Here is a 1676-nt window from a genome sequence, read left to right on the forward strand (position 1 = left end):
TTTTTAGGGCATCTCTGATGCCACAGCATCAAACTTTTTACGGAGAGTTTGATCCTGGCTCAGGACGAACGCTGGCGGCGTGCCTAATACATGCAAGTCGAGCGCGGGAAGCCGGCGGACTCCTTCGGGAGGAAACCGGTGGAACGAGCGGCGGACGGGTGAGTAACACGTGGGCAACCTGCCGGACTGATGGGAATAACCCCGGGAAACCGGGGCTAATGCCCAATACGCCCTGACCTCGCCTGAGGTCAGCGGTAAAGCAGGGATCTTCGGATCCTTGCACAGTCCGATGGGCCCGCGGCGCATTAGCTAGTTGGAGAGGTAAGGGCTCCCCAAGGCGACGATGCGTAGCCGACCTGAGAGGGTGATCGGCCACACTGGGACTGAGACACGGCCCAGACTCCTACGGGAGGCAGCAGTAGGGAATCATCCGCAATGGGCGAAAGCCTGACGGTGCAACGCCGCGTGAGTGATGAAGGTTTTCGGATCGTAAAGCTCTGTTGACAGGGAAGAACCCACGCCAGTCGAACAGGCTGGCGTGCTGACGGTACCTGTCCAGAAAGCCCCGGCTAACTACGTGCCAGCAGCCGCGGTAATACGTAGGGGGCAAGCGTTGTCCGGAATTATTGGGCGTAAAGGGCACGCAGGCGGTTTCGTCAGTCCGATGTGACAGGCCACGGCTCAACCGTGGAAGGCCATTGGAAACTGCGAAACTTGAGGACAGAAGAGGAGAGTGGAATTCCACGTGTAGCGGTGAAATGCGTAGATATGTGGAGGAACACCAGTGGCGAAGGCGACTCTCTGGTCTGTACCTGACGCTGAGGTGCGAAAGCATGGGGAGCAAACAGGATTAGATACCCTGGTAGTCCATGCCGTAAACGCTGAGTGCTAGGTGTTAGGGGTTTCGATACCCGTAGTGCCGAAGCTAACGCATTAAGCACTCCGCCTGGGGAGTACGACCGCAAGGTTGAAACTCAAAGGAATTGACGGGGGCCCGCACAAGCGGTGGAGCATGTGGTTTAATTCGACGCAACGCGAAGAACCTTACCAGATCTTGACATCTTCCGCTACGCCTCGAGAGAGGCGGTTCCCCTTCGGGGGACGGAATGACAGGTGGTGCATGGTTGTCGTCAGCTCGTGTCGTGAGATGTTGGGTTAAGTCCCGCAACGAGCGCAACCCCTAATCTTAGTTGCCAGCATTCAGTTGGGCACTCTAAGGTGACTGCCGGTGACAAACCGGAGGAAGGTGGGGATGACGTCAAATCATCATGCCCCTTATGATCTGGGCTACACACGTGCTACAATGGATGGTACAACGGGATGCGAACCCGCGAGGGGGAGCCAATCCAGAAAAGCCATTCTCAGTTCGGATTGCAGGCTGCAACTCGCCTGCATGAAGCCGGAATCGCTAGTAATCGCGGATCAGCATGCCGCGGTGAATACGTTCCCGGGCCTTGTACACACCGCCCGTCACACCACGAGAGTTTGCAACACCCGAAGTCGGTGAGGGAACCCTTCTGGGACCCAGCCGCCGAAGGTGGGGCAGATGATTGGGGTGAAGTCGTAACAAGGTATCCCTACCGGAAGGTGGGGATGGATCACCTCCTTTCTATGGAGCAGTACCCCGGTCCCGCAGGGACCGGGCAGGGGCCTGGCTTGGCTTTCCTTTTGAGAGA

The 1676-nt window shown here is 57.6% G+C and carries 1 rRNA gene; it reads left to right on the plus strand.

What is annotated here, in order from left to right:
* The first annotated feature begins 36 nt into the window (after positions 1-36).
* Positions 37-1609, plus strand: a 16S ribosomal RNA gene (locus tag Q9M42_RS15510).
* The last annotated feature ends 67 nt before the right edge of the window (positions 1610-1676 follow it).

The sequence above is a fragment of the Marinococcus luteus genome (genome assembly GCF_034497705.1).
In the GTDB taxonomy this organism is placed as follows: Bacteria; Bacillota; Bacilli; order Bacillales; family Marinococcaceae; genus Marinococcus; species Marinococcus luteus_A.